Origin of the sequence: Terrabacter aeriphilus, assembly GCF_039542985.1 — a bacterium.
Lineage (GTDB): Bacteria > Actinomycetota > Actinomycetes > Actinomycetales > Dermatophilaceae > Terrabacter > Terrabacter aeriphilus.
Genome location: NZ_BAABIW010000017.1, coordinates 127,162 through 152,167, shown reverse-complemented (window position 1 = coordinate 152,167; position 25,006 = coordinate 127,162). Strand labels below are relative to the sequence as shown.

At 71.3% G+C, this 25,006-nt stretch carries 25 protein-coding genes and 1 tRNA gene; 12 read left to right on the top strand and 14 right to left on the bottom strand.

Annotation, left to right across the window (positions count from 1 at the left end):
* Nucleotides 1-105: 105 nt before the first annotated feature.
* Both ABD979_RS13730 and ABD979_RS13725 read right to left on the bottom strand, forming a co-directional pair.
* Entirely contained in the window at nt 106-642 is a 537-nt protein-coding gene (locus tag ABD979_RS13730) for a LytR C-terminal domain-containing protein (RefSeq protein WP_345508049.1), read from the bottom strand.
* 45 nt (nt 643-687) lie between these two features.
* Nucleotides 688-984 carry a type II toxin-antitoxin system VapB family antitoxin gene (locus tag ABD979_RS13725; protein ID WP_020145941.1) on the bottom strand — a complete coding sequence of 99 codons (297 nt, stop codon included), beginning with the start codon at nt 982-984 and terminating at the stop codon, nt 688-690.
* Nucleotides 985-1,034: 50 nt separating this feature from the next.
* On the opposite strand from ABD979_RS13725, the gene ABD979_RS13720 reads away from it, so the two are divergent.
* Both ABD979_RS13720 and ABD979_RS13715 read left to right on the top strand, forming a co-directional pair.
* On the top strand, nt 1,035-2,633 hold the full coding sequence (locus ABD979_RS13720) for a helicase HerA-like domain-containing protein (RefSeq protein ID WP_345508048.1): 1,599 nt from the start codon (nt 1,035-1,037) through the stop codon (nt 2,631-2,633).
* 189 nt (nt 2,634-2,822) lie between these two features.
* Complete coding sequence (locus tag ABD979_RS13715) at nt 2,823-3,119, top strand: hypothetical protein (RefSeq protein WP_345508047.1); 297 nt, start codon at nt 2,823-2,825, stop codon at nt 3,117-3,119.
* Between the two features lie 4 nt (nt 3,120-3,123).
* Here the strand turns inward: ABD979_RS13715 and ABD979_RS13710 are convergent, their stop codons facing one another.
* From ABD979_RS13710 to ABD979_RS13700, 3 genes are all read right to left on the bottom strand, one after another.
* The gene (locus ABD979_RS13710; protein ID WP_345508046.1) at nt 3,124-3,960 is read right to left on the bottom strand and encodes a helix-turn-helix transcriptional regulator; all 837 of its coding nucleotides are present in this window, start codon (nt 3,958-3,960) and stop codon (nt 3,124-3,126) included.
* 118 nt (nt 3,961-4,078) lie between these two features.
* Nucleotides 4,079-4,168 (bottom strand) — tRNA-Ser (locus tag ABD979_RS13705).
* Between the two features lie 10 nt (nt 4,169-4,178).
* On the bottom strand, nt 4,179-4,682 hold the full coding sequence (locus tag ABD979_RS13700; RefSeq protein ID WP_345508045.1) for a nucleoside deaminase: 504 nt from the start codon (nt 4,680-4,682) through the stop codon (nt 4,179-4,181).
* A gap of 17 nt (nt 4,683-4,699) precedes the next feature.
* On the opposite strand from ABD979_RS13700, the gene upp reads away from it, so the two are divergent.
* Nucleotides 4,700-5,338, top strand: coding sequence for a uracil phosphoribosyltransferase (gene upp / locus ABD979_RS13695; protein WP_345508044.1), 639 nt, complete (start codon nt 4,700-4,702; stop codon nt 5,336-5,338).
* Nucleotides 5,339-5,384: 46 nt separating this feature from the next.
* Here the strand turns inward: upp and ABD979_RS13690 are convergent, their stop codons facing one another.
* Nucleotides 5,385-6,365 carry a small ribosomal subunit Rsm22 family protein gene (locus tag ABD979_RS13690; protein ID WP_345508043.1) on the bottom strand — a complete coding sequence of 327 codons (981 nt, stop codon included), beginning with the start codon at nt 6,363-6,365 and terminating at the stop codon, nt 5,385-5,387.
* A 158-nt stretch (nt 6,366-6,523) separates the two neighbouring features.
* Between ABD979_RS13690 and ABD979_RS13685 the strand changes: the two genes are divergently transcribed.
* The 3 genes from ABD979_RS13685 to ABD979_RS13675 all read left to right on the top strand — a co-directional run bounded on the left by ABD979_RS13685 (nt 6,524) and on the right by ABD979_RS13675 (nt 9,242).
* Nucleotides 6,524-6,694 carry a hypothetical protein gene (locus ABD979_RS13685; protein WP_345508042.1) on the top strand — a complete coding sequence of 57 codons (171 nt, stop codon included), beginning with the start codon at nt 6,524-6,526 and terminating at the stop codon, nt 6,692-6,694.
* A 17-nt stretch (nt 6,695-6,711) separates the two neighbouring features.
* On the top strand, nt 6,712-7,662 hold the full coding sequence (locus ABD979_RS13680; RefSeq protein WP_345508041.1) for a PH domain-containing protein: 951 nt from the start codon (nt 6,712-6,714) through the stop codon (nt 7,660-7,662).
* Nucleotides 7,663-7,742: 80 nt separating this feature from the next.
* Nucleotides 7,743-9,242 carry an amino acid permease gene (locus tag ABD979_RS13675; RefSeq protein ID WP_345508040.1) on the top strand — a complete coding sequence of 500 codons (1,500 nt, stop codon included), beginning with the start codon at nt 7,743-7,745 and terminating at the stop codon, nt 9,240-9,242.
* A gap of 50 nt (nt 9,243-9,292) precedes the next feature.
* Here ABD979_RS13675 and ABD979_RS13670 read toward each other — a convergent pair whose 3' ends face one another.
* From ABD979_RS13670 to ABD979_RS13655, 4 genes are all read right to left on the bottom strand, one after another.
* Complete coding sequence (locus ABD979_RS13670; protein WP_345508039.1) at nt 9,293-10,009, bottom strand: helix-turn-helix domain-containing protein; 717 nt, start codon at nt 10,007-10,009, stop codon at nt 9,293-9,295.
* Between the two features lie 104 nt (nt 10,010-10,113).
* Nucleotides 10,114-11,502 carry a Re/Si-specific NAD(P)(+) transhydrogenase subunit beta gene (gene pntB, locus ABD979_RS13665; protein WP_345508038.1) on the bottom strand — a complete coding sequence of 463 codons (1,389 nt, stop codon included), beginning with the start codon at nt 11,500-11,502 and terminating at the stop codon, nt 10,114-10,116.
* Nucleotides 11,503-11,508: 6 nt separating this feature from the next.
* Nucleotides 11,509-13,071, bottom strand: a complete 1,563-nt coding sequence (locus ABD979_RS13660; RefSeq protein WP_345508037.1) for a Re/Si-specific NAD(P)(+) transhydrogenase subunit alpha — start codon at nt 13,069-13,071, stop codon at nt 11,509-11,511.
* Nucleotides 13,072-13,228: 157 nt separating this feature from the next.
* The gene (locus ABD979_RS13655) at nt 13,229-14,239 is read right to left on the bottom strand and encodes an AraC family transcriptional regulator (protein WP_345508036.1); all 1,011 of its coding nucleotides are present in this window, start codon (nt 14,237-14,239) and stop codon (nt 13,229-13,231) included.
* Between the two features lie 228 nt (nt 14,240-14,467).
* On the opposite strand from ABD979_RS13655, the gene ABD979_RS13650 reads away from it, so the two are divergent.
* From ABD979_RS13650 to xylB, 6 genes are all read left to right on the top strand, one after another.
* Complete coding sequence (locus tag ABD979_RS13650) at nt 14,468-15,835, top strand: ABC transporter substrate-binding protein (protein ID WP_345508035.1); 1,368 nt, start codon at nt 14,468-14,470, stop codon at nt 15,833-15,835.
* Nucleotides 15,836-15,927: 92 nt separating this feature from the next.
* Complete coding sequence (locus ABD979_RS13645) at nt 15,928-16,893, top strand: carbohydrate ABC transporter permease (protein ID WP_345508034.1); 966 nt, start codon at nt 15,928-15,930, stop codon at nt 16,891-16,893.
* Complete coding sequence (locus ABD979_RS13640) at nt 16,890-17,723, top strand: carbohydrate ABC transporter permease (protein ID WP_345508033.1); 834 nt, start codon at nt 16,890-16,892, stop codon at nt 17,721-17,723. Before ABD979_RS13645 ends, ABD979_RS13640 begins: the two co-directional genes overlap by 4 nt.
* On the top strand, nt 17,720-18,475 hold the full coding sequence (locus ABD979_RS13635; protein WP_345508032.1) for an SDR family oxidoreductase: 756 nt from the start codon (nt 17,720-17,722) through the stop codon (nt 18,473-18,475). The genes ABD979_RS13640 and ABD979_RS13635 overlap by 4 nt, the downstream gene beginning before the upstream one ends.
* Nucleotides 18,476-18,522: 47 nt before the next feature.
* A complete protein-coding gene (locus ABD979_RS13630) occupies nt 18,523-20,043 on the top strand; it encodes a mannitol dehydrogenase family protein (RefSeq protein WP_345508031.1) in 1,521 nt (506 codons plus the stop codon).
* Nucleotides 20,040-21,461 carry a xylulokinase gene (gene xylB, locus ABD979_RS13625; RefSeq protein ID WP_345508030.1) on the top strand — a complete coding sequence of 474 codons (1,422 nt, stop codon included), beginning with the start codon at nt 20,040-20,042 and terminating at the stop codon, nt 21,459-21,461. The genes ABD979_RS13630 and xylB overlap by 4 nt, the downstream gene beginning before the upstream one ends.
* 12 nt (nt 21,462-21,473) lie before the next feature.
* On the opposite strand, the gene ABD979_RS13620 is transcribed toward xylB, so the two are convergent.
* The 4 genes from ABD979_RS13620 to ABD979_RS13605 form a co-directional block, all read right to left on the bottom strand.
* The gene (locus tag ABD979_RS13620) at nt 21,474-22,316 is read right to left on the bottom strand and encodes a DUF4328 domain-containing protein (RefSeq protein WP_345508029.1); all 843 of its coding nucleotides are present in this window, start codon (nt 22,314-22,316) and stop codon (nt 21,474-21,476) included.
* Between the two features lie 67 nt (nt 22,317-22,383).
* Nucleotides 22,384-23,721 carry a DUF2252 domain-containing protein gene (locus ABD979_RS13615; protein ID WP_345508028.1) on the bottom strand — a complete coding sequence of 446 codons (1,338 nt, stop codon included), beginning with the start codon at nt 23,719-23,721 and terminating at the stop codon, nt 22,384-22,386.
* Between the two features lie 23 nt (nt 23,722-23,744).
* Nucleotides 23,745-24,125 (bottom strand): SHOCT domain-containing protein, encoded by a 381-nt coding sequence (locus tag ABD979_RS13610; RefSeq protein WP_345508027.1) that lies wholly within the window; start codon nt 24,123-24,125, stop codon nt 23,745-23,747.
* Nucleotides 24,126-24,238: 113 nt separating this feature from the next.
* Nucleotides 24,239-24,958, bottom strand: coding sequence for a flavodoxin family protein (locus ABD979_RS13605; RefSeq protein ID WP_345508026.1), 720 nt, complete (start codon nt 24,956-24,958; stop codon nt 24,239-24,241).
* Between the last annotated feature and the right edge of the window lie 48 nt (nt 24,959-25,006).

Below are 25,006 nucleotides of genomic sequence, written 5' to 3'. Positions count from 1 at the left end.
ATGCGTTCGGTCCCGTGACCGCGGTTCGGTCCCGTGACCTGTCGCGGGACCGAACCCGCACGGCCGGACCGAGCACGACCCGTGGCGCGGAACCGCCTCGAGGGATCAGCCCTCGACGGTGATCGTCGGGCACTGGCGCAGCGTCTGGGTGGGCGCCGGCACCACCGGCACCTTCCCGAAGCTCTTCCACGCCTGGCCGACGACGAGGTCGACCGTGTCGCCCTTGCGCTTGTCGTTGACGTAGACGGCCTGCGGCACGTGCGTCTTGAGCAGGCGCGCCGAGGCCGCCCCCTCCGGGCCGAACCGGATCTGCGCGACCTGCTTGACGCCGGCGTCCTTGGGGTCGTTGCCGATCGCCTTGACCGTGAAGCCGCGGGTGCGAGCACCCTTGGCGACCGCGGCCGCGAGACCGCGGCGGTTCGTCGAGTTGTAGACGTTGAGGCTGACGTCGGCGGGGCGCAGCGGGTCGACGGGCGGCACCGTCGTGCACGGGCCCGGTTGGGGCGTGGTGTCGCGGAAGTAGGTCGACGCGTAGTAGAACGCGCCGCCCAGGCTGAGCAGGACGATCGCGATGACGATCGTCGATCGGCGCTGACGTCGCACGCCGTAGCGGCGCTCGTCGGCGTCACCGGCGTTCGGCATCCGCCCTCCTTCGGTCCTGGGCAGCCACGGTCGCGCCGCCTCGTGTCAGGAGAGTACGAGGACTCGGGCGTGAAGGACAGGACGTTGCTGCAGCGCGGCGCGCAGGGCCCGGTGCAGGCCGTCCTCGAGGTAGAGCTCACCCTCCCACTCCACGCAGTGCGGGAAGAGGTCGCCGTAGAAGGTCGAGTCGTCGGCGAGCAGGCCGCGCAGGTCGAGCGTGCTCTTCGTCGTGATGAGCTCGCCGAGCTGCACCACCCGGGGCGGCACGTTCGACCAGTCCTTCGTCGTCTCGAGCCCATGGTCGGGGTAGGGGCGGGAGTCACCGACGGCCTTGAAAATCACCGGGTCAGCATAGACAGCCCCGGCGCGACGGCGCCGACTAGAGTCGAGCCGTGACCCAGAGCGCGGCATCACCGGAGAGCCCTGACAGCACGCAGATCGACGAGATCCGCGCCGGCTACGCCTTCGGGGACGGGGGTGTGCTCAAGCTCGGCGCGGCCGTCGTCGACGGGGTGGCGCACGCCGACGCGCCCGTCCAGATCCCGCTCAGCGTGCTCAACCGGCACGGCCTCGTCGCCGGCGCCACGGGCACCGGGAAGACGAAGACCCTCCAGCTGATGGCCGAGCAGCTCTCCGAGCAGGGCGTGCCCGTCTTCCTCGCCGACCTCAAGGGCGACCTCTCCGGGCTCGCGACGCCTGGCGAGGGCGGGGAGAAGATCACCGCCCGCGCGAGCGACGTCGGCATGGCGTGGACGGCGACGGCATACCCCACCGAGTTCTTCACCCTCGGCGGGAAGGGCGACGGCATCGCGATCCGCGCGACGATCACCGGCTTCGGCCCGACCCTGCTCAGCAAGGTCCTCGGCCTCAACGACACGCAGGAGAGCAGCCTCGGGCTGATCTTCCACTACGCCGACAAGAACGGCCTGGCGCTGCTCGACCTCAAGGACCTCCGCGCCGTCATCAGCCACCTGACGTCCGACGAGGGCAAGGCCGACCTCAAGGAGCTCGGCGGCCTCTCGAGCGCGACCGCCGGGGTCATCCTGCGCAACCTCATCACCTTCGAGGACCAGGGCGCCGGCGACTTCTTCGGTGAGCCGGAGTTCGAGACAAGCGACCTGCTGCGCACCGCGGCCGACGGGCGCGGCATCATCTCGTGCCTCGAGCTGCCGCAGGTGCAGGACCGCCCGCAGCTCTTTTCGACCTTCCTCATGTGGCTGCTCGCCGACCTCTTCCACGACCTGCCGGAGGAGGGTGACGTCGACAAGCCCAAGCTCGTCTTCTTCTTCGACGAGGCGCACCTGCTCTTCGACGACGCGAGCAAGGCGTTCCTGCAGGCCATCGAGCAGACGGTGCGGCTCATCCGCTCCAAGGGCGTCGGCGTGTTCTTCGTGACCCAGTCGCCCAAGGACGTGCCCGCCGGGGTGCTCGCCCAGCTCGGCAACCGCGTCCAGCACGCGCTGCGCGCCTTCACCCCCGACGACGCCAAGGCGCTCAAGCAGGCGATCGCGACCTACCCGCACACGGCGTACGACATGGAGAAGCTGCTGACGAGCCTCGGCATCGGGGAGGCCGTCGTGACCGTGCTCTCCGAGCGGGGCGTGCCCACGCCCGTCGCGTGGACGCGGATGAAGGCGCCCAACTCGCTCATGGACCCCTCCCCCACCCCGACGATGGATGCCGTCATCGGCGCCTCCGCGATCGCCGGCAAGTACGCGGCGGTCGTCGACCGCGAGTCCGCCTACGAGCTGCTCGCGCAGCGGTTGCAGGCGGTCCCGGCGACGCCGGCTCCCAGCGCCCCCGCGCCCGCTCCTGTCCCCGGCCCGAGCGCTCCGGCCCCGGAGCCCCGCGCGCCGCGGGCGCCCAAGGAGGAGCCGGGCCTGCTCCAGCAGGTCGCGGGCAGCTCCGCCTTCCGCTCGATGCTGCGCTCGGCCGGCACCGTCATCGGCCGCGAGATCACCCGCAGCCTGTTCGGCACCCGCAGGCGCTGAGCCCATCTTGCGAGAGCGTCCGCGGGGCGCATCGGCAAGCAGTGGCGAGCGGTTCGCGGGCCGCTGGTCGGCTCCGACCCTCGACAGGCCGCCGACGCGGCGGCACGGACGGGTACGCGACTAGACAGACGCGGCCACGACCGCTGGGCACGCACCGGTGCCCCTCGTGGCTGCCGGGACAGGACTGCCATGACGGACATGCCGAGCGAGCGCGACCTCGAGGACGTCGCGCGCTCCCGGGAGGCGCGCCTCCAGACGATCATCAACGACCTCGTCCGCGAGGGCGGGCGGTCGCAGCCCGAGGTCGTTCAGGCCCTGACCGCGGCCATCGAGAGCGACGGCCTCGGCACCCGGCCCGAGCCGTGGCTCGACGCGGTCGCCGACGAGATCGCGCAGGGAAACGCCTACGTCGTCTCGTCGCACGCCGCCCAGGTGACGGACGTGCCGCACCCCTCGACCGAGACTCCCTCGGAGACGATCGACTGAACGGTCAGGCGTCGAGCTCGACGTCGTCGAGGTCGCCGTCGACGTCGGCGAAGTAGCTGATGATCCGGATGTCGGGCTCGTCGAGCACCTGGAGCACGAGCTGGCGCAGCTGGACCACCTCGCCGTTGGCGAGGCGGATCCGCTTCGTGCGCCCCCGGGTCGGGTCGGTGTCGTGCCGCTCCCACCACTCCACCGTCGCGGGGTTCGCGCGGAAGATCTCGTCGAGGATCCGCGTGAACGACGGGTCGTCGGGGTGGCGCGCATACGCCTCGCGGAAGAGGGCGAGCTGGTCGGCCGCCTCCTGCTCCCAGTCGACGAAGAGGGTGCGCGCGGCCGGGTCGCAGCAGTAGAACCACAGGAGGTTGCGCTCCCGCTTGGCGCGCTTGCCCTCCCAGTCGGTGAAGAGCTGGCAGGCCGTGTGGTTCGCGCCGAGCACGTCCCACCGGGCGCCCACGACGTAGGCGGGGTTGGGGTCGAGGGCGTCGAGCATCTCCTCGAGCTCCTCCGAGAGCTCCTCCTGCTCCGAGGGCCGGCGCGACGGCGTGCCGCTCGCGAGGGCGTGCAGGTGGGCGCGCGCGTCCGCGTTGAGCCGGAGTGCCCGGGCGAGGCCGTCGAGCACGCTCTTGCTCGGGCGCAGGTCGCGGCCACGCTCGATGATGTCGTAGTAGGCGACGGAGATGTCGGCCAGCTCGGCGACCTCCGTGCGGCTGAGCCCGACCCGGCGGCGGCCCTTCGCGCGCTTGATGCCGACCTCCTCGGGGGCGAGCTCGTGGCGCCGGGCGCGCAGGAACTCACCGAGGGGCGAGGGCGTGCGCACGCTGAGGGGGACGTCCGTGGTCATGGCGCTCATCCTGCCAGTGCGGCGACCGTGTCCACGCCTCGCGGACCTTCCCGCATCCCACGGCGGCCGAGAACGACGAAGGACCCGACGGTGAAGCATGTCGGGTCCTTCGTCGATCTGGCGGTGGCGGTGGGATTTGAACCCACGGTGGAGTCACCCCCACACACGCTTTCGAGGCGTGCTCCTTAGGCCGCTCGGACACGCCACCGGGAGAGACCTTACCCGAGCCTGCGGCCCTCGAAGAAATCGACGAGCAGGGCCGCCGACTCCTCGGCGCGCACCCCCCCGACGACGTCGACGGCGTGCGTGGCGAGCCGGTCGCGCGTCAGGTCCCAGACGGAGCCGCACGCCCCGGCCTTGGGGTCCCAGGCGCCGAAGACGACCCGCTCGACCCGCGCCGCCATGGCCGCGCCGGCGCACATGACGCACGGCTCCAGCGTCACGACGAGGGTGCACCCGTCCAGCCGCCACGTGTTCAGCCGGTCCGCCGCCTCGCGCAGGGCGACGACCTCGGCGTGCCCGGTGGGGTCGCCGCGCTCCTCCCGCACGTTGTGGCCGCGCCCGACGACGGCCCCGTCGCGCGCGACGACGAGCGCGCCGACGGGGACGTCCTGCGAGCGCGCCGTGGCGGCGGCGAGCTCGAGGGCCTGGCCCATCCAGGCGGCATACGTCTCGGGCGTGGGCACTGCACGCTCGTCGGGGGAGTCGGATCGCTTCGCCACGCGATAAGTTTCCACCCATGGACGTCCATGTCGCAGACCACCCGCTCATCGCCCACAAGCTGACCTACCTGCGCGACAAGCGGACCGACAGCCCGACCTTCCGGCGCCTCGCCGAGGAGCTCGTGACGCTGCTCGCGTACGAGGCGACGCGTGACGTCCGCGTCGAGCCCTTCGAGATCGAGACCCCGGTCGCCCCGACGACCGGCATCAAGCTCTCGAACCCCAAGCCGATCATCGTCCCGATCCTCCGCGCGGGCCTCGGCATGCTCGACGGCATGGTCAAGCTGTTGCCGAGCGCCGAGGTGGGCTTCCTCGGGATGATCCGCAACGAGGAGACGCTCGAGGTCTCGACGTACGCCAACCGCCTGCCCGACGACCTCACCGACCGCCAGGTCTTCATCCTCGACCCGATGCTCGCCACCGGCGGCACGCTCGTCATGGCCATCGACTACCTGACGGCCAAGGGCGCGCGCGACATCACGGCCGTCTGCCTGCTCGCGGCCCCCGAGGGCATCAAGCACCTCGAGGACGAGCTCGCCGACAGCGACATCCCCGTCAAGGTCGTGCTCGGCACCATCGACGAGAAGCTCAACGAGAAGGGCTACATCGTGCCCGGCCTCGGCGACGCGGGCGACCGCCTCTACGGCGTCGTCTGAGCCGTCGGGGCCCCCCGCCCGCACGCCGTCGCCGTATGCCGTCCGCTCAGGGCAGCAGGTCGCCCCACTCGGCGTCGCGCGCCTCGCGATAGCGCTCGCCGGCCTTCTTCGACACGACCTCGCGGCCGGCCGTGCCGTCGGGCCGACACGCCTGGAACTCGACGAATCCCTTGCGCTTCAAGGGGTGGCGGAGGATGCGACCCGAACGGGCCTCGGGGGCAGGCACGTCCGGGGCGACCGCGGCCACCCAGGAGAACTTCTCGTCCTCGTAGGACAGCTCGGCGCCCTTGAGCCGGCGGTGCTCGGCCGAGCGGTTGACGCGCGCGGCGAAGTGGCACCAGTCCCCCTGCGCCAGAGGGCAGTCCGCCGAGTGTGGGCAGGGGCCGACGAGGTGCCAGCCGGCGGCCAGCAGGGCGTCCCGTGCACGGATGACGCGGGCGTAGCCGTCGGGCGTTCCGGGCTCGACGACGACGACGCAACGGCCTCGCCGCATCGCGTCGGCGACGAGGGTCTGCTGCTCGCCCTCGTCGAGCTCGCTGAGCACGTAGGAGACGGTGACGAGGTCGACGTCGGCCTCGGGCCAGCGACCCGCGACGGCGCGGGCGAACGTCGCCTCGGCGAGCGCGGGAGCCGCCGCGCCCTCGACGAGCCGACGGCCGAGCGCGAGCGCGGCCTCCACCTGGTCGAGCACCGTGACGCGCTCGAGCGTGTCGAAGGCGCCGGAGGCCGCCCAGGCGGCGGCGCCGGTGCCGCCACCGAGGTCGAGCATCGTCCGGGGGGCGAGGCGGCGGTCGGCCAGCTCGCCGAGCACCCGGCCGAGGGCCGCGTGGGTGGCCGGCATCCGGTAGGCCGCGTACGCCGCGACGTGCGCGTCCGAGGCGAGGATCGGCGCGTTCGCCGGGGCGACGGAGCGGTAGCGGCTGACGAGCGCCTCGGTCGCGCGCGCCAGCTCGCGCTCGTCCACCCCGCGCGAGACCCGGGCGAGCGCGGCCCGGAGGTCGGCGGCATACGGCGGGGTTCGCGACACGCGACGGAGCGTAGCCGCTGACCGGGCCGCCCTCCCGGCACGGACACGCGGGCGGGGGTGCGCGACCCCACCCGCCCCGTGCGGCACACTGGTCGCACACCTGTGCCACCAGGCCGTCCGCGCGGCCCGGCCCACCTTCCTCCAAGGAGCGACACCCCATGGGCCCCAAGGCCAAGAAGATCATCCTGATCCTCGTGCTCGCGTTCTTCGTCTACGCCGTCTTCACCTCACCGGACAAGGCCGCGGACATCGTCAGCAACATCTGGGGTGTCATCGTCGACGGGTTCAACGCGATCCTGAGGTTCTTCAACTCGCTGCTCAACCGCTGACGGTCCCGGCCGACGCCATGGCAGCCCGACGCAGCCTCGAGGTCCCGACGGGGCTCGCGCCGATCATGCTGCCCGGGGAGCGCCTCGTCACCGCGGTGCGCGCCCACTGGACCAAGCTCGCCGAGCCGGTCGCGTCCCTGCTGGCGGGCTTCGTCGTGGCCGTCTGGGTCGACTCCAACGTCACGCGCTCGACGCAGGTGGTCGGCACCATCGTCTGGTGGCTCTTCTTCGCGCTGCTCGCGCGACTCGTCTGGTGCGTCATCGACTGGAGCCAGCACTGGTTCGTCGCGACGGACAAGCGCCTGCTGCTGCGCTACGGCCTGATCAGCCACAAGGTGGCGATGATGCCGCTGCAGAAGGTGACGGACATGAGCTACGTCCGCTCCATCCCGGGGCAGTTCCTCGGCTACGGCAAGTTCGTCCTCGAGAGCGCCGGCCAGGACCAGGCCCTCCGTGAGATCAAGTGGGTGCCGGAGCCCGACCAGACCTACCGCGACATCTGCGCGGAGATCTTCCACACCGCGCCGCCGAGCAGCCCTTCGGGCCCCACCGACCGCGGCGGCTTCGACGACCCCGACGAGTTCGACGACGTCGGCGACATCGGGGGGCCCGGCGGGTCGGGCGGTTTCGGCGGGTCGGGCGGTTCCGACGATTCGGGCGGTTTCGGCGCGTCGGGCGGTTTCGGCGGGTCCGGCGGCCCCGAGGGTCCCTCCTCCGCGTCAGGAGGCCCGGTCACGCGGTCCGGCGGGAGCTTCCCCGACGTGCACCGCACGCACAACCCGATCCAGGACCGCCTCGACTCCTACTCGCGGGCCGTGCCCGTCCAGCGGCCGACGCGGCCGGCCCGCGGCGCACGCCGGCCGGGGCGGGACGTCGCCGACGGCGAGACCGTCTACGAGAGCGACGACATCAAGCGCCGCCGGCGCGGCGCGGACACCGGCCCGATCTGGCCCCCGTCCCGAGACTGACCGGAACGGGGCTCGCCGGGAGGCCCGTCCCCCGCTAGTTTGTGGTGATCCGCCCGTCACCGACCCGCTCGGAGGTCAGCATGAGCGTGTTCCGCACCAAGTCGATCGAGGCCTCGATGGCCTCGGCCGAGGACGCCGACCACAAGCTGAAGAGGACGTTGAGCGCGCTCGACCTCACCGTCTTCGGCATCGGCGTCATCATCGGCGCCGGCATCTTCACGCTGACCGGAAGGGCCGCGAAGGACTACGCCGGCCCGTCCATCGCGTTGTCGTTCGTCGTCGGCGCCATCGTCTGTGGCCTCGCCGCCCTCTGCTACGCGGAGTTCGCGTCGACCGTGCCGATCTCCGGCTCGGCCTACACCTTCTCCTACGCGACCCTCGGCGAGCTCGTCGCCTGGATCATCGGCTGGGACCTGCTGCTGGAGCTCATGCTCGGTGCGAGCGTGGTCGCGCAGGGGTGGTCGCAGTACTTCGTGACACTCCTCGACCAGCTGGGCGTGACCTGGCCGGAATCGGTGGGGCCGGGGTCGGTCTTCGACCTGCCGGCCTTCGTGCTCATCGCCGCTCTGACGCTGCTCATCGCCAAGGGCATCAAGGAGTCGATGCGGGTCAACCTCGTGCTCGTCGGCGTCAAGCTCTTCATCGTGCTCTTCGTCATCTTCGCGGGCATCCAGTTCATCAACCGCGACAACTGGTCGCCCTTCATCCCGCCGTCGCAGCCGGGTGAGGCCGCGCAGGGCCTGACGACCCCGCTCCTGCAGGTCATCACCGGCATGACCCCGGCCACCTACGGCGTGCTCGGCATCATGGCCGGCGCGGCCATCGTCTTCTTCGCCTACATCGGCTTCGACGTCGTCGCCACGACCGCGGAGGAGGCGAAGAACCCGCAGCGCGACCTGCCCCGCGGCATCATCGGCTCGCTCGCGATCTGCACCGTCCTCTACGTCGCCGTGACGCTCGTCATCACCGGCATGCAGAACTACAAGGACATCGACCCCAAGGCCGCGCTCGCCACGGCGTTCACGAACGTCGGCCGCGACGGCTTCGCCACGCTGATCTCCGCCGGCGCCGTCGCCGGTCTGACCACCGTGGTCATGACGCTCATCATCGGCGCCACCCGCGTGACCTTCGCGATGAGCCGCGACCACCTGATCCCCGGCAGCCTCGGCCGCACGAGCGAGCGCACGGGCACCCCGATCAAGCTGACGCTCATCATCGGCACGGTCGTCGCCCTCATCGCCTCGCTCACGCCGATCGGCAAGCTCGAGGAGATGGTCAACATCGGCACGCTGACGGCTTTCATGCTCGTCTCGCTCGCCATCCCGATCCTGCGCAAGCGTCGCCCCGACCTCAAGCGGGCCTTCAAGGTGCCGGGCAACCCTGTCGTGCCCTACCTGTCGGCGCTCGCCTGCTTCTACCTCGTGCTCAACCTCTCCATCGAGACGTGGATCCGCTTCGTCGTCTGGATGGCGATCGGCTTCGCGATCTACTTCTTCTACTCGCGCCACCACAGCAAGCTGGCGACCGGCGAGGAGGAGGAAGGCACCCGCGGCGCCCCCGAGGTGCTCAGCGAACGCTGACCCACCCACCGCGCTCGTCGGATCGAGCACGACCCAGCCCGCCCGTGACGTCACGGGCGGGCTGCGCGCGTTCCTGGCCTGCCCGCCGCGCCGCCCGGCACGGTCCAGACGTCGTCGACGTACGGTTCCCGGTGCAGGGCACCCCGACGGTCCGGCTCGCACTGGCAGGGGCAGTCGTCCAGGCAGGCGAGCTCGAAGCAGCCGTCGAGGCAGCGGCACTCCGGCTCGGGCTCGGCGCCGCGACGGGCCTCCGCCTGCGCGACTCCTTGCCAGTACGCCGCCCGGCAGGCCTCGCGCAGGCCGCTGACGGTGGGGTGGTCGGCCGGGGTGCCGGTCAGCACGCGTCGACGGGCCCGGGACGGACGCTGGTGGTACCACCCCTTCGGCTCGGGAGCACCGCGCCGAGGGTGGACCCGATCCGAGGGCGCGTCCACCGGCGGCCGCGCGTCGAGGTGGCCGGGGAACCGCCGGTCCGCGCGGTCGCGCAGGACGTCCACGGGGACCGGCGCGATCTCGGTCCCTTCACCGTCCAGGACGGCGAGCCGCAGACCGGCCAGCGCGAGGATGACCGAGAGCGTGCCGGTCTCGACGCGCGCCGCTCCTGACTCGAGGCGCCCGACCGTCGCTCTCGAGACCCCGATCGCCTCGGCCAGCTCGCGCTGGCTGAGGTCTGCCATCCGACGCGTCCGGACGATGAAGCGCGCGCCGTCGAAGACCTCCTCGCCCGCCCCGCCGCCGACGTCCCCCGCCGGCCCCTGCCGCTGCATGTCACCCACCGGAGAAGAGCTCCCTCACTCCTGCCGCTGCGACTCGCATTCTGCTCCGGAATGCGGAGCAGGATGCGATGAGCCGGGGGTGCTCCGGCCCGGCCTCAGAGCGCCTTGATGATGTCCTCGACGCGCTCCTTGGCGTCGCCGAAGAGCATGGCCGAGTTGTCGCGGAAGAAGAGCGGGTTCTGCACGCCCGCGTAGCCGGCGTTCATCGATCGCTTGAAGACGATGACGTCGTGGGCGTTCCAGACCTGCAGCACCGGCATGCCGGCGATGGGTGAGGTCGGGTCCTCCGCGGCGGCCGGGTTGACCGTGTCGTTGGCACCGATGACGAGCACGACGTCGGTGTCGGGGAAGTCGTCGTTGACCTCGTCCATCTCGAGCACGATGTCGTAGGGCACGCGGGCCTCGGCGAGCAGCACGTTCATGTGCCCGGGCAGCCGACCGGCGACCGGGTGGATGCCGAAGCGCACGTCGACGCCGCGCTCGCGCAGCTTCGACGTCAGCTCGGCGACGGGGTACTGCGCCTGCGCGACCGCCATGCCGTAGCCGGGCGTGATGACGACCGAGGACGCGTTCTTGAGCAGCTCGGCCACCTCCGTCGCCGTCGTCTCGCGGTGCTCGCCGTAGTCGACGTCCGCGTCGCTGACGGTGCCGTCGGAGCCGAAGCCGCCCGCGATGACCGAGACGAACGAGCGGTTCATCGCCTGGCACATGATGTAGGAGAGGTAGGCACCGGAGGAGCCGACGAGGGCGCCCGTCACGATGAGCAGGTCGTTGCCGAGCATGAAGCCGGCCGCGGCCGCCGCCCAGCCCGAGTAGCTGTTGAGCATCGAGACCACGACGGGCATGTCGCCACCGCCGATGGAGGCGACGAGGTGCCACCCGAAGGCCAGCGCGACCGCCGTCATCACCAGCAGGGGCACGATCGAGTGCGCGGCCACGAACCACACGAGCAGACCGGCCGACACGAGCAGGGCGGCGAGGTTGAGCCAGTGCCGGGCCGGCAGCATGAGCGGCCTGCTCGAGATGCGTGCCGACAGCTTGAGGAACGCGACGATCGACCCGGTGAAGGTGACCGCGCCGATGAAGACGCCGAGGAAGATCTCGACGAGGTGCACGGCCTCCCCCTCGAGCCCGACCACGCCCGAGGTCGCGACGAAGGTGTTGAGGCCGACGAGCACCGCCGCCGCCCCGACGAACGAGTGGAGCATGGCGATGAGCTCGGGCATGCCGGTCATCTCGACCTTGCGGGCACGGGTGATGCCGATGACGGCCCCGATGGCCATGGCCACGGCGATGAGGACCCACGCCGACCACGCGGCCCCGCGCAGCGACAGCCAGAGGGTGGCCACGAGCGCGAGGCCCGTGCCGACCATGCCGAGCACGTTGCCGTCCCGGGCCGTCTCGTGCTTCGAGAGGCCCGCGAGCGACAGGATGAAGAGCAGGGCCGCGACGATGTATGCCGCCGAGATGAGTGCGATGTCCATGTGCGCTCAGCCCTTCCGGAACATCGTCAGCATGCGGCGGGTCACGGTGAAGCCACCGAAGATGTTGATGCTCGCGAGCAGGGCCGCGACGAACCCCAGGACGAGGATGACGGAGCCTCTCGTCCCGCCCGTCGATGCGGCCGAGCCGATCTGGAGCAGGGCCCCGACGACGATGATGCCGCTGATCGCGTTCGTCACCGACATGAGCGGGGTGTGCAGGGCGTGGTGGACGTTGCCGATGACGTAGTAGCCGATGACGACCGCGAGCGCGAAGACGGTGAAGTGCCCGAGGAAGCTCGCCGGCGAGACTGCGGCGACGACGCCGAAGACGATCGCTCCGACGAGCATCGCGACGTACTTCCGCCGCGGGTCCTTCGGTGGCTCCGGCTCCTGGGCCACGACCGGTCTCGCGGTCTGCGCGACCGGGGCGGCGCTGACCTGGATGGCGGGCGGCGGCCACAGCAGCTCACCGTCGCGGGCGACCGTCATGGTGCGCTGGACGACGTCGTCGAGGTCGAGCACGACCTGGCCGTCCTTGCCGGGGGTGAGCAGCTTCATGAGGTTGACGAGGTTGGTGCCGTAGAGCTGCGACGCCTGCGTCGGCAGCCGGGCCGCGAGGTCGGTGTAGCCGATGATCTTCACCCCGTTGGCGGTGACGACGAGCTCGTCGGCCACGGAGCCCTCGACGTTGCCGCCGTTGCTCGCGGCCATGTCGACCACCACCGAGCCGGGCTTCATGGAGGCGACCATCTCGCCGGTGATGAGCCGGGGCGCCGGGCGTCCCGGGATGAGGGCCGTCGTGACGACGATGTCGACCTCGGGCGCCTGGGAGGCGTAGAGCTCGGCCGCGCGCCGGTTGTACTCCTCCCCCATCTCCTTGGCGTAGCCGTCGCTCGACCGGGCCGCGTCGTCGACCTCGGGCAGCTGCACGGCGAGGAACTCCGCGCCCATCGACTCGACCTGCTCGGCGACCTCGGCGCGGGCGTCGGTCGCGCGCACCACCGCGCCGAGCGAGCGGGCCGTGCCGATGGCGGCGAGGCCGGCCACGCCGGCGCCGGCGACCAGGACGCGGGCGGGTGGCACCTTGCCGGCGGCCGTGACCTGCCCGGTGAAGAAGGACCCGAACTCGTGCGCGGCCTCGACGACCGCCCGGTAGCCGGCGATGTTGGCCATCGACGAGAGCACGTCGAGCGACTGGGCACGGCTGATCCGTGGCACCGCGTCCATCGCCATGGCCGTCACCCCGGCGGCCCGAAGCCTCTCGACCAGCTCGGGCGCGAGCGCCGGGGCGAGCAGGCAGACGAGCACCGCACCGGGCCGCAGCCGCGCGACCTCCTCGTCCGAGGGTGCGTTGACCTTGTGCACGACGTCCGAGCCCCAGGCCCGGTCGGCGTCGACGACGTGGGCGCCGGCGGCGGCATACGCCTCGTCGGAGAAGCTCGCGCGCTCGCCGGCGCCACGCTCGACGGCGACCTCGTAGCCGAGCCCGACGAGCTGCTCCACGGTCTTGGGTGTGGCGGCGACACGCGTCTCGCGGGCGCGGGTCTCACGGGGGACACCGATCTGCACGCTGGGCTCCTTCGCTCTCGCGGCCGGGGGCACTGGCTCCCGAACCTAGAGCACCACCTCGCCCTCCGGCAGCCCCTGCCGGTCACGTCACACAAATGACACGCAACCGGACCCCGTCCGTCTCTGATGGTGGGCAGCCCACCGTGTCCGGGCGACCTCAGTGCGACGGCGCGCGCAGCCCGAGGCTGAAGAGTTCGGGCGGCGGCTTCTGGTCGGACTCGAGCCGGCGGTACGCGCTCGGCGTCGTGCCCACCTCGGCGAGGAACTGCCGGTTGAAGTTGGCCATGTTGTGGTAGCCGCTCATCTCGGCGATCTGCGCCACGGAGTCCTCGGTCGTGTCGAGCAGGCGGCGGGCGTAGGCGATCCGCAGCTTCTTGACCATGTTCGAGAACGTCATGCCGGTGGCGTTCTTGAAGTACTTCGAGAACGTCGGCTCCGACATGAAGGCGAGGCGCGCCGCCGTGGACAGGCGGACGTCGCCGGTGAGGTTCTCGAGGATGTAGCTGAGGCCGGCCTCGCCCGCGTCCCGGGAGGCGGGGTCGGTGGGGCGGCCGACCCACTCGCTCGCCACCAGCTCGTAGTCGTCGGCCGGCGCGTGCGCGAAGAGGGCGAGCAGCTTGAAGAGGTGGCCGAGCTGCTCGACGCCGTGGCTGTGCACGCAGGCGAGGATCGTCTCGGCCGCCCGCCACGCCGTCGCGCCCGAGAAGACGAGGCCGCGCGTCGAGCGCTGCAGCACCTCGGTCACCTCGGCGAGCTCGGGCAGCAGCTCCATCGCACCGCGGAGCCACTCGTCGCTGAACTGGATCACGGCGTCGCGGTCGACGGCGACCTGCCCGTCCGCGAGGTCGCTCACCCAATCGTGCGGGAGGTTGGGGCCGAGCATGCTGACGTGCCCCGGCGCGAAGGTGCCGATGTGGTCGCCCGCGATGAAGCTGCCGCGCGTCTTGGTGATGAGGTGGATCTCGTACTCGGGGTGGTAACCCCAGCCGCAGATCTCGCTCGGGAAGTCGTGCGTCAGCACGCGCACCGAGGCCTGCGGGTGGGGCGGGATGACCTCGCGCCGGATCGGTGCACCCAGCTGGAGGGCGGAGGTGGGGGCACTGGTACTCGGCTCGCCCGGAGCGGCCGTTCCACGTCCGGGAAGCTCACCCGATCGATACGAATTCATCCCGTCCCCTGCCGGTGTCGGACCCCGTCGTCGCCGACTCGTGCGTGACAGCCGCCGATGCGGTCGTGCCGGCCGAGCCTCCCGGAAAAATCGTATCAACGACAGGGCGCTCATGGTCCTTGTTGGCGCGACCGCCGCGTCATTACCGTTCCGGCAAGTTCCAGTCAAGGACGTCGTCGCCCGGGCTCGGGCCGTGGAACGAGAGTTTGCCTACCAAAGGAGTTAGGAATGCTTGCGAACAAGCGCATGCTCGCACTCGGGACGGGGGCGGTGGCCGTGGCCATGACGGTGACCGCCTGCTCGTCCGGGGCAGTGCAGTCCGGCAACGGGTCGACGGGCGCGGCGGGGGGCGCCGTGACCCTCAAGGTGGCCACCGTCAACAACGGCCAGATGAAGGACATGGAGAAGCTCAAGTCCGAGTACGAGAAGGCGAACCCGGGCGTCACGGTGAACTTCCAGGTCATGGAGGAGGGCGACCTCCGCGCCGCCGTGACCGCGGACGTGGCCAGTGGTGCCGGGCAGTACGACATCGTCACCATCGGCGCCTACGAGACGCCCCAGTGGGGCGCGAACGGGTGGCTCGTCGACCTCACCCCCGACCTCCAGTCCGACTCGTCGTACGACGTCAACGACCTGCTCCCGCCGGTGCGCGACGTCAACACCTTTGACAACAAGCTGTTCGCCGTGCCGTTCTACGGCGAGTCCTCGATCCTCATGTACAACAAGGAGGTTCTCGACAAGGCCGGCGTCACCCTGTCGCAGAACCCGACGTGGCAGCAGGTCGCCGACGCGGCCAAGAAGGTGAACTCGGCCGACATGGCCGGCATCTGCATGCGCGGCAAGCCGGGCTGGGGCGACCTGTTCGCGCCGCTCACCACGGTCGTGCAGACCTTCGGCGGCAACTGGTACGACAAGGACTGGAACGCCACGGTCAACACCCCGGAGTGGAAGGAGGCCGTCAGCTTCTACAAGACGATGCTCGACACCTCCGGCGAGAAGGACCCGGTCTCGTACAGCTTCAACGAGTGCCTGACGGCGCTCAAGGAGGGCAAGGCCGCGATGTGGGCCGACGCCTCCGTGGCGGCGTCGATGCTCGAGGCAGCCGACTCGCCCGTCAAGGGGAAGATGGGCTACGCCCACATGCCCGTCGTCAAGACGAAGGAGTCGGGCTGGCTCTGGAGCTGGAACCTCGCGATCCCCTCGTCGACGAAGCAGAAGGACGCGGCGCTGAAGTTCGTCAAGTGGGCCACGAGCAAGGACTACATCAAGCTCGTCGGCACGAAGATCGGCTGGTCCAACGTGCCCCCGGGCTCGCGCACCTCGACGTACGAGATCCCGGAGTACAAGGACGCCGCCAAGGCCTACGCGCCGATCACGCTCGACGTCATGAGCTCGGTGAACCCCAAGCAGCCGGGCGTCAACCCGCAGGGCTGGGTCGGCATCCAGTACGTCTCGATCCCCGAGTTCCAGGACGTCGGCAACCAGTGCGCGCAGCTCGTCGCGGACTACCTCGCCAACCGCGGCACCGTCGACGACGCCCTCGGCAAGTGCCAGAGCATCGCCCAGGCCGCCGGCGACAAGCACAAGAACAAGTGACCGCCTCGTGACCCGTGGTGCCGGGGCCGGCCCCGACCGGCCCCGGCACCACCACCCTCCGCCCACCCGTAGTCGCACGAGGGAGTGCCGACATGACGACCACCACGACCACACCGCCCACCCCGTCCACGCCGTCCGAGCTCGATGATGTCCAGGCCCTCGCGGCGACCGACAAGCGTCGCGTGCAGCGCAAGGAGCTCTGGCGCAACCGGGGGCTGCTGCTCCCGGCCGTCATCTTCCTCATCCTGCTGACGCAGATCCCGTTCCTGACGACCATCGGGTTCTCGCTGACGAAGTGGAACCTGCTCTACCCGAACGACCGCGCCTTCGCGGGTTTCGACAACTACACGAGCGCGCTCACCTCGGGTGACCTCTGGCCCTCGATCGTCGCCACGGTCCTCATCACGGCCATCTCGGTCGTCCTGGCCCTCCTCTTCGGGCTGCTCTTCGCGATGTTGCTCAACCGGGACTTCCGCGGGCGGGCGGTGGCCCGCACGCTGATGATCACGCCCTTCCTCATCATGCCGGCGGCCGCCTCGCTCATCTGGAAGTACTCGATGTTCGACACGAACATCGGGATGCTCAACTGGCTCTTCCGGACGCTGCACCTGCCGGTCGTGTCGTGGAGCACCGAGCACCCCCTGATGACGGTCATCATCGTCCTCACGTGGCAGTTCACGCCGTTCATGATGCTCATCCTGCTGGCCGGGCTGCAGGGTCAGGACCAGGGCATCCTCGAGGCTGCCAAGGTCGACGGTGCGGGCACGTGGCGCACCTTCACCTGGATCACGCTGCCCCACCTCCGGATGTACATCGAGATCGGCGTGCTGCTCGGCTCGGTCATCATCCTGCAGGTCTTCGACCCGATCGCCATCCTCACCAAGGGCACCGGCGGCACGAAGACCCTCGCCTACCTCCTCTACGAGCGAGCCTTCATCGGCCTCGACGTCGGGCAGGCCGCGGCCTACGGCGTCGTGACCGTCGTCCTCACGATCATCGTCGCGACCATCGCGCTCAAGAGCGTCTTCAAGGTCTTCATGGCAGGAGGAAGCCGATGAACAGCTCGACCCGCTCACCCCGGTCGGCCCGGGCAGCGCTCACCACCCTCGTCACCTGGATCCTCGTCCTCGTCTTCTTCTTCCCCGTGCTGTGGATGTTCCTCAACGGGTTCAAGCCGGAGTCACTCGCCTCGTCGATCAACCCGACGTTCTTCTTCCAGCCGGTCACCGAGGGCTACCAGCTCGCGATGGACCGCGGCATGGCCGGCTACCTGCAGAACTCGCTCACGGCGGCCGTCACCTCGACGGTCATCTCGGTGCTGCTCGCGATCCCGGCCGCGTACGCGTTGTCGATCCGTCGGGTCAAGAACGTCGAGGGCTCGCTGTCCTTCTTCATCTCGACCCGGTTCATGCCGCTCGCCGCGATCGTCCTGCCGCTCTTCATGATCTTCAAGACGGTCGGCCTGCTCGACAACATCTACGTCCTCGCCATCGTCTACGGCGCGATGAACCTGCCCGTCACGGTGTGGATGATGCGGTCGTTCCTGCTCGAGGTGCCGTTCGAGATCATCGAGGCCGCCCGGGTCGACGGCGCCGGGATGTTCCGCGAGATCGTCCGGATCGTCCTGCCGCTCATCCTCCCCGGAGTCGCGGCCGCGGCGCTCATCAGCTTCATCTTCGCCTGGAACGAGTACTTCCTCGCGCTGCTGCTGACGAGCTCGTCGGCACGCACGACCCCGCCCTTCCTCGGCAGCTTCGTCGACGGGCGCGGCCAGTTCCTCGCCGTCCTCTCCGCCGCCGCGACCATCGCGGCGCTGCCCGTCATCGTCGCCGGCTGGGTCGCCCAGAAGCAGCTCGTGCGCGGACTCTCGATGGGAGCGATCAAGTGACGGCAGACTCCACCGGGCACGCCCGTGACCTCACCGACACGGTCGTCGCGGTCACCGGCGCCGGCGGCGCGATCGGCGGCGCGATCGCCCGCCTCGTGCTCGAGGCCGGTGGCCGGGTCGTGGCCGGCGACGTGCGCGCCGAGGCGCTGGCCGGGCTCCGGGCCGACTGGGGCGAGGACCGCCTCGCCCTCGCCGTCGGCGACGTGCGGAGAGAGTCGACCGCCGACGACCTCGTCGCGACCGCGGTGCGCTCCTTCGGCCGGCTCGACTCGGTCGTGGCCAACGCGGCGGTCGGCTTCTACGGCGGGGTGCTCGACTACTCCGCCGACGAGGTGTCGCTCATGGTCGACGTCAACGTCAAGGGCACGGTGTGGCTGGCCCGCGCGGCCGTGCGCCGGTTCCGGGAGCAGGGCGGCGGCGGTGACCTCGTCATCATCGGGTCGGTCGCCGGTCTGCTCATCGGCGGCGGCAAGGAGGCCGTCTACGCCGCCACCAAGGCCGCGCAGATCAACCTCGGCTACGCCCTCGACCGCGAGCTGCGCTCCGAGCTGATCCGCACGACGACCATCGCCCCCGCCGGCGTCAACACGCCCTTCGCGGCCGCCGACGGTCGCTTCGGCGACCGCGACCCGGCCGACGGGGACTTCATGGAGCCCGGCGACATCGCCAGGGCCGTCGGCTACACGCTGACCCAGCCGCGGCGCATGCGCACCGAGCTGTGGACGATGTGGAGCATGTCCGAGGCCCACTGAAGCCGCCCCCACCCGTCGCCGCGCCCTTCGAGACACCTGGAGGACCCATGTCCAGCACGCCCCCTTCCGCCCCCACGGCCCAGCCCGTCCAGCTCACCGCCGGCAGCCTCGCCTCCCTGCCGCCCGGGGTGGGGCGACCGGCATACGACCGCGGTGCGGTGACGGCGAGCATCGTGCACTTCGGTGTGGGCGGCTTCCACCGCGCGCACCAGGCGATGTACGTCGACCGGCTCATGAACGCCGGCCACGGGCTCGACTGGGGCATCTGCGGTGTCGGCGCACTCCCCCAGGACCGGCGGATCGTCGACACGCTGAACGCCCAGGACGGCCTCTACACCCTCGTGGTCAAGCACCCCGACGGTCATCGGGAGGCCCAGGTCGTGGGCAGCATCGTCGAGATGCTCTTCGCCCCCGACGACCCGCAGGCCGTCGTCGACCGCCTCGCCGACCCGCGCACCCGCATCGTCTCGCTGACGATCACCGAGGGCGGCTACCTCGTCAACCAGGTGACGGGCGAGTTCGACGCCACGGACCCCGCGATCGTCGCCGACCTCGAGCCGGGCGCGACGCCCCGGACCGTGTTCGGCTACGTCGTCGCGGGTCTCCAGGCCCGCCGCGCGGCCGGCGAGACGCCGTTCACCGTCATGTCGTGCGACAACCTGCCCGGCAACGGCGACGTCGCGCGACGGATGATGACCGCCTTCGCGCGGCTCAAGGACCCGGCTCTCGCGGACTGGATGGACGAGCACGTGTCGTTCCCCAACGCCATGGTCGACCGGATCACACCCGTCACCGCCACAGACGACATCGACCGTCTGGCAACGGAGTTCGGCATCGCGGACGGCTGGCCGGTCGTGTGCGAGCCGTTCACCCAGTGGGTGCTCGAAGACCACTTCACCGACGGGCGTCCTCCGCTCGAGGAGTCGGGGGTGCAGCTGGTCGACGACGTCGTGCCCTACGAGCTGATGAAGCTGCGCCTGCTCAACGCCAGCCACCAGGCGCTCTGCTACCTCGGCTACCTCGCCGGCTACCGCTATGCGCACGAGGTGTGCCAGGACCCCCTCTTCGTCGACTTCCTGCTCGGCTACATGGAGCACGAGGGCAGCCCCACCCTGCCGGAGGTGCCCGGGGTCGACCTCGACGCGTATCGACACGAGCTCATCGCGCGCTTCGCCAACCCGGAGGTGCGTGACACGCTCGCCCGCCTCTGCGCCGAGAGCTCCGACCGGATCCCGAAGTGGCTCGTGCCCGTCATCGTGCGCAACCTCGAGACCGGCGGGGACGTCGAGCGCTCCGCGCTCGTCGTGGCCTCCTGGGCCCGCTACGCGGAGGGCGTCGACGAGCAGGGCGAGCCGATCGAGGTCGTCGACCGCATCAAGGACCGCGTCATGGCCGCCGCCGCACGGCAGCGACAGGACCCCCTCGCCTTCCTGCGCGACCGCGACCTCTTCGGTGGCCTCGCCGACGACCCCCGGTTCACCGCGGCGTACTCCGAGGCGCTCGCCGCCCTGCACGACCAGGGCGCCCGCGCGACGCTGCAGAGCTGGAGCAGCAAGGTCGGCGCATGACCGACGGCCGCACCCTCGTCGCCGGGGTCGACAGCTCGACGCAGTCGAGCAAGGTCGTGGTCTGCGACGCCGACACGGGCGAGGTCGTGCGGACCTCCCGCGCGCCCCACCCCGACGGCACCGAGGTGCACCCGGACCGCTGGTGGGACGCATACGTCGAGGCGACCGGTGACGGGGTCCTCGACGGCGTCGCGGCCCTCGCCGTCGGCGGTCAGCAGCACGGCATGGTGACGCTCGACGAGGACGACGTCGTCGTGCGAGAGGCCCTGCTGTGGAACGACACCCGCAGCGCCGGCGCCGCCCGCGACCTCGTGGACGAGCTCGGTGGTGTGGCGGCGTGGGTGGATGCCGTGGGCAGCGTGCCCGTGGCGAGCTTCACCGTGACGAAGCTGCGGTGGCTGGCCGAGCACGAGCCCGACGCCGCCCGCCGGGTGGCCCGCGTCGTGCTGCCGCACGACTGGTTGACCGGACGCATCCTGAAGGAGGGCAAGGGATTCGAGCGGTGGAGCACCGACCGCGGCGACGCCTCGGGCACGGGCTACTGGTCCGCCTCCACCAACGACTACCGCCTCGACCTGCTCGAGCTCTCGCTCGGGCGCGTCCTCGAGGTGCCCGAGGTGCTCTCGCCCGCGGCCGCGGCGGGACGCACGGCCGGCGGCGTCCTCGTCGCGGCCGGCACCGGTGACAACATGGGCGCGGCCCTCGGTCTGACGACGACCCCCGGCGACGTCGTCGTCTCGCTCGGCACGAGTGGCACGGTGTTCACCCGCAGCGAGACGCCGATCCGCGACGAGAGCGGCGCCGTGGCCGGATTCGCCGACGCGACCGGCCACCACCTGCCCCTCATGTGCACCCTCAACGCCGCCCGGGTGCTCGGCGCGGCATCGGCCCTGCTCGGGGTCGACCTCGCCGAGCTCGACCGCCTCGCCCTGCAGGCGCGACCGGGAGCGGACGGCCTGACGCTCCTGCCGTACCTCGACGGCGAGCGCACCCCGGACCTGCCGGATGCCACGGGGACCCTCGGTGGGCTCACCCGCGCCAACGCCACGCCGGAGAACCTCGCCCGGGCCGCGGTCGAGGGCATGCTCTGCAACCTCGTCGCCGGCGTCGACGCGTTGCGCGACCACGGCGTGCGCGTCGACCGGGTGCTGCTCATCGGTGGGGCCTCCGCGTCGCGGGCCGTCCGGGAGCTCGCGCCCGGCCTCTTCCGCGCACCCGTGGCCGTGCCCGCGCCCGGTGAGTACGTCGGCATCGGGGCGGCCCGCCAGGCGGCGTGGGCCCTCTCGGGCGCGGCCGAGCCGCCCACCTGGCAGGCCGGGATCGAGGCCGAGCACGAGGTCGTGCCGGGATCCGAGCAGGAGCAGGCCTCGGTCGTCGCGCGCTACCGCGACCTGCTCGCGCGCACGCACGGTCGCTGACGACCGCCCCGCTCAGCGCCGGGTGAAGCCGGTGATGCGGCGGATGACGAGGGCGAGCAGCACGGCGGCCACGGCCGAGATCGTGCAGGCGGCGACCTCGGCGTTGATCGCCGACTCCAGCGCCGACACGAGCTCGGTCAGCGACGTGGCCCGGTCGACCCCCGCCTGCGAACCGCGGCTGGCGAGGGTGGTGACGAACATGACGCACCACGCCACCCACCAGCCGAGGAGCAGTCGGGGCGTGCTGCGCACACCCGGGCCCTGGTCGACGCCGGCCCGGGCCGCCGCCGTGCCGTGCCACAGGTCGCGCAGCGCCCGCCCACCGAGCAGCAGGTTGGCGACGGGGATGAACCAGCCACCCACGGCGAGACGGGTGCTCCGGGTGTAGACGGCGTGCGCCGACCGGTCGGAGGTCCAGAGGCGGTGCACCCAGACGACGAAGACGATGACGGTCGGCACGGCGAGCAGCATCGCGAGGCGGTAGGTCGACTCGGCCGACGTGGCGAGCTCGACGACCCGGTCGAAGTCGCGCTCGCGCACGAGCCCGGCCAGCCTGACGTCGGTGAACGCCACGGCGAGGTTGACGAGGGCGGTGAGGCCGAGGAGCACCTGCGCGATGATCGCGATGACGTCGTTGGACGAGCGCCACGGGCGCACGTGGACCCCGGCACCCGGGCCGCTCGCCGTCCCGCTCGCGGTCGCGGGGAACGTTGCGGCATACGGCTGCCCGACTGGCGCGGGCAGCGTGCCGGCGACGGGCTGCGGCGCGGTCGGGACCGGGATGCCGGCTTCGCGGGCGTCCGGTGTCGGCGGCACGTCGGGCGTGCCCGAGGTGGTGGGCGGCTGGTAGCTCATGTGGTCTCTCCCCTGTGAGTCGGCAGCCGGAATCTAGCGCATCGCCGGGCGAGCCCGGCCGCGCCACTCAGGCGACGGGCACCCGTCCCTCGGCCGCCGCCGCCGCGAGGGCCGCGTGGTCGCGCTCGTTCTTGTCGGCATACGCCTCGGCGAAGTCCGCGACCGCCTCCGCGAACTCGAGGGTGTCACCGAGGTAGGCGGCGAGCGCGCGCCGGTCGCCGGAACGGGCGTGCGCGCGCGCCAGGGTCCAGGCCGCGATCCGGGCGAGCAGCTCGAGGTTGTCGGCGTCGAGGGACTCGACGTCGTAGCCGCCCTTCCAGTCGTGGAACTGGCGCACGTAGTAGTCCCGCGTCACGCCGTCGTCGCCCGCGGTGCGCTGCCACCCGAGGAGCAGGTCGCTGCTCGCCTGCATGAGGCGCTGTCCCTCGACGACCCGCTGCCCCTCGTTGCCCGGGCCGACGGCGGGCGCGTGGTCGGCCAGCACCGAGCGCACCGCCTCCTTCGCCTGCAGCACGAGGGGCTCGCCGCCCTCGTCGAGCAGGAGGAGCAGCCAGGCCCGGGTGCCGACGCTGCCCACACCCACCGCCTTGCGTGCGACGTCGACGAGCCGGAACCGGTCGAGCAGCACGCGCCGGTCGGACTGGAGGCTCTCGCGGTACTGGTCGAGCAGGCGGTCGAGCCACTCGCCGAGCGCCGCGACCCGGTCGGGGGCCAGCTCACGGATCGGGACGAGCAGGGGCGGGTCGCTGCGGAAGCGCGGCTGCCCGTCGACGGTGACGGTCAGCTTGCGCGCGGCCCGCGTCGAGTCCCGCCCCCGCGAGGCGGTCACCACCTTGCGGGCCGACGACCGGGCCGGCTTCGGCAGCGCCTTCTTCAGCTGCGGCAGGCCGGGCTGCAGCTCGACGTGGGCGTACCAGACCTCGAGCGTCGAGCGGCCCGCGAAGTCGGCCATGCTGCGCCGATAGGCGTCCACCGCCTGCACGACGATCGCGCGCCGACGCCTCCGCCCGACGTCGTTGCCGCGTGCCGCGACGTGGAGGCTGGCGGCGAACCGCTTGACGTCCCACTCGAAGGGGCCGGGCCACGTCTCGTCGAAGTCGTTGAGGTCGAAGAGGTGCCGTCGCTCGGCCGAGGCGAAGAGGCCGAAGTTCGAGATGTGGGCGTCGCCGCAGAGCTGCACGTCGAGGCCGGTCCGCGGGCCGGCGCCGAGGTCGGCGGCCATGATCGCGGCCGCACCGCGGTAGAAGGCGAACGGCGAGGCGAGCATCCGGCCGTAGCGCACGGGCAGCAGCTCCTCGATGCGGCTGCTCCCCTGCTCCTGCAGGATCGCGACGGGGTCCTGACCGGGCGGCACGACGAGCCGCGCGTGCTCGCCGAGACCGGGCAGGCCGGGAGGGACACCCACCGCGGCCCTCGGCCCCTGGCCGCTCAGGCCATCGCCTTCTGCTTGAGGGTGGCGAACTCGTCGGCGGAGATGGCGCCCGAGTCGAGCAGCTCCTTGGCCTTGGCGATCTGCTCGGGCGCCGAGGTGCCGGAGCCGGCGAGCGATCGCACGTAGTTCTCCTGCGCCTGACGGGCCTGCTCGTAGACCTTGGCCGAGCGCTCGTTCATCCCGCGGCCGCGCACGATGAGGTAGACGACGGCCGTGATGAAGGTGAAGAAGACGAGACAGACGACCCACACGGCCTTCATGCCTCCCGACACCGACGGGTCACGGAAGAGGTCCCCGACGATCGAGAAGAGCACCATGAGGTAGGAGGCGAACGCGAAGAAGACGATGATGAACCAGATGATGTCCCAGAACGACATGGGCCGACCTCTCTCGAAGGCAGCACCGCTCTGGTGCCCCTCCCATCGTCCGGACCACCGCCCGCGGGCGGCATCATCCCCGCGGGGTGACTCGGGCGCCGGCGCCGCTCAGCTCAGCGGTACTCGGGGTTGTGCCACCCGAAGTGCTCGCCCGAGTTCCACGCCGAGCGCTGGTTGCCGTATGCCGGCACTCCCCCCGCCGCGTCGAGCATCCGCGCCAGGTGCATGAGGTTCCAGGTCATGAACGTCGTGTTGCGGTTGGTGAAGTCGTTCTCCGGTCCGCCGCTGCCCGGGTCGAGGTAGCTCGGGCCGGGCCCCGCCTCGCCGATCCAGCCGGCGTCGGCGTTGGGCGGGATCGTGTAGCCGACGTGCTGGAGGCTGTAGAGGACGTTCTGCGCGCAGTGCTTGATGCCGTCCTCGTTGCCGGTGATGAGGCAGCCGGCGACCCTGCCGTAGAAGAGGTACTGGCCCTTGTCGTTGAGCATCCCGCTCAACGCGTAGATGCGCTCGATGAGACGCTTCGTCACGCTCGAGTTGTCGCCGAGCCAGATCGGGCCCGCGACGACGAGGATCTGGCTCTCGAGGATGCCGGGGTAGAGGTCCGGCCAGGCGTCGGTCTCCCAGCCGTGCTCGCGCATGTCGGGGTAGACGCCGGTCGCGACGTCGTGGTCGACGAGACGGATCTCGTCGACGCGCACCCCGTGCTCGCGCATGATGGCGGCACTCGCGTCGACGAGACCCTGGGTGTGGCTCGTCTCCGGGCTCTTCTTCAGGGTGCAGTTGACGTACGTGGCCCTGAGGCCGCTGAAGTCCCACCCGCTCGTCTCGCTCATGCGACCGACTGTCCTCTCCCGCAGTCGGATCGACAACGGGTCGAACCG

What these genes read in the sequence shown, in the direction of transcription:
- ABD979_RS13630 (WP_345508031.1), top strand. Translation starts at nt 18,523, where the DNA reads ATGTCCAGCACGCCCCCTTCCGCCCCCACGGCCCAGCCCGTCCAGCTC.
- ABD979_RS13680 (WP_345508041.1), top strand. Translation starts at nt 6,712, where the DNA reads ATGGCAGCCCGACGCAGCCTCGAGGTCCCGACGGGGCTCGCGCCGATC.
- ABD979_RS13655 (WP_345508036.1), bottom strand. Translation starts at nt 14,239, where the DNA reads ATGAATTCGTATCGATCGGGTGAGCTTCCCGGACGTGGAACGGCCGCT.
- upp (WP_345508044.1), top strand. Translation starts at nt 4,700, where the DNA reads ATGGACGTCCATGTCGCAGACCACCCGCTCATCGCCCACAAGCTGACC.
- ABD979_RS13645 (WP_345508034.1), top strand. Translation starts at nt 15,928, where the DNA reads ATGACGACCACCACGACCACACCGCCCACCCCGTCCACGCCGTCCGAG.
- pntB (WP_345508038.1), bottom strand. Translation starts at nt 11,502, where the DNA reads ATGGACATCGCACTCATCTCGGCGGCATACATCGTCGCGGCCCTGCTC.
- ABD979_RS13620 (WP_345508029.1), bottom strand. Translation starts at nt 22,316, where the DNA reads ATGAGCTACCAGCCGCCCACCACCTCGGGCACGCCCGACGTGCCGCCG.
- ABD979_RS13670 (WP_345508039.1), bottom strand. Translation starts at nt 10,009, where the DNA reads ATGCAGCGGCAGGGGCCGGCGGGGGACGTCGGCGGCGGGGCGGGCGAG.
- ABD979_RS13685 (WP_345508042.1), top strand. Translation starts at nt 6,524, where the DNA reads ATGGGCCCCAAGGCCAAGAAGATCATCCTGATCCTCGTGCTCGCGTTC.
- ABD979_RS13640 (WP_345508033.1), top strand. Translation starts at nt 16,890, where the DNA reads ATGAACAGCTCGACCCGCTCACCCCGGTCGGCCCGGGCAGCGCTCACC.
- ABD979_RS13610 (WP_345508027.1), bottom strand. Translation starts at nt 24,125, where the DNA reads ATGTCGTTCTGGGACATCATCTGGTTCATCATCGTCTTCTTCGCGTTC.
- ABD979_RS13715 (WP_345508047.1), top strand. Translation starts at nt 2,823, where the DNA reads ATGACGGACATGCCGAGCGAGCGCGACCTCGAGGACGTCGCGCGCTCC.
- ABD979_RS13730 (WP_345508049.1), bottom strand. Translation starts at nt 642, where the DNA reads ATGCCGAACGCCGGTGACGCCGACGAGCGCCGCTACGGCGTGCGACGT.
- ABD979_RS13650 (WP_345508035.1), top strand. Translation starts at nt 14,468, where the DNA reads ATGCTTGCGAACAAGCGCATGCTCGCACTCGGGACGGGGGCGGTGGCC.
- ABD979_RS13605 (WP_345508026.1), bottom strand. Translation starts at nt 24,958, where the DNA reads ATGAGCGAGACGAGCGGGTGGGACTTCAGCGGCCTCAGGGCCACGTAC.
- ABD979_RS13675 (WP_345508040.1), top strand. Translation starts at nt 7,743, where the DNA reads ATGAGCGTGTTCCGCACCAAGTCGATCGAGGCCTCGATGGCCTCGGCC.
- xylB (WP_345508030.1), top strand. Translation starts at nt 20,040, where the DNA reads ATGACCGACGGCCGCACCCTCGTCGCCGGGGTCGACAGCTCGACGCAG.
- ABD979_RS13710 (WP_345508046.1), bottom strand. Translation starts at nt 3,960, where the DNA reads ATGACCACGGACGTCCCCCTCAGCGTGCGCACGCCCTCGCCCCTCGGT.